Genomic DNA, 321 nt, shown 5'->3' on the forward strand with positions numbered 1-321 from the left:
GCGGGGGTGCTGGGTGTTAGGCGCTTGACGATGACCTACTCTCACATGGGGAAACCCCACACTACCATCGGCGATGCATCGTTTCACTTCTGAGTTCGGGAAGGGATCAGGTGGTTCCAATGCTCTATGTTCGTCAAGCAATTCGGTTGGCTGGCCAGGCGATGCTGCTGCCTGGCGGGCCCAATTGGGTCTGTGATCGAAGTAGACAATTCGTCTTGGGTCTTGCGAACCCACGCGCCCGTTTTCGGCGTCGTCTTCCTCACGCTCTGACCTGCGGTCAGATTGTTTGGGTGTTATATGGTCAAGCCTCACGGGCAATTA

Annotated in this window: 1 rRNA gene; it reads right to left on the bottom strand. The window is 56.1% G+C overall.

Annotated elements, in window-relative coordinates:
* Nucleotides 1-22: 22 nt before the first annotated feature.
* Nucleotides 23-138, bottom strand: a 5S ribosomal RNA gene (gene rrf, locus RCF34_RS22815).
* Nucleotides 139-321: the final 183 nt, after the last annotated feature.

It is taken from the genome of Pseudomonas sp. 102515 (genome assembly GCF_031085165.1).
GTDB lineage: Bacteria > Pseudomonadota > Gammaproteobacteria > Pseudomonadales > Pseudomonadaceae > Chryseomonas.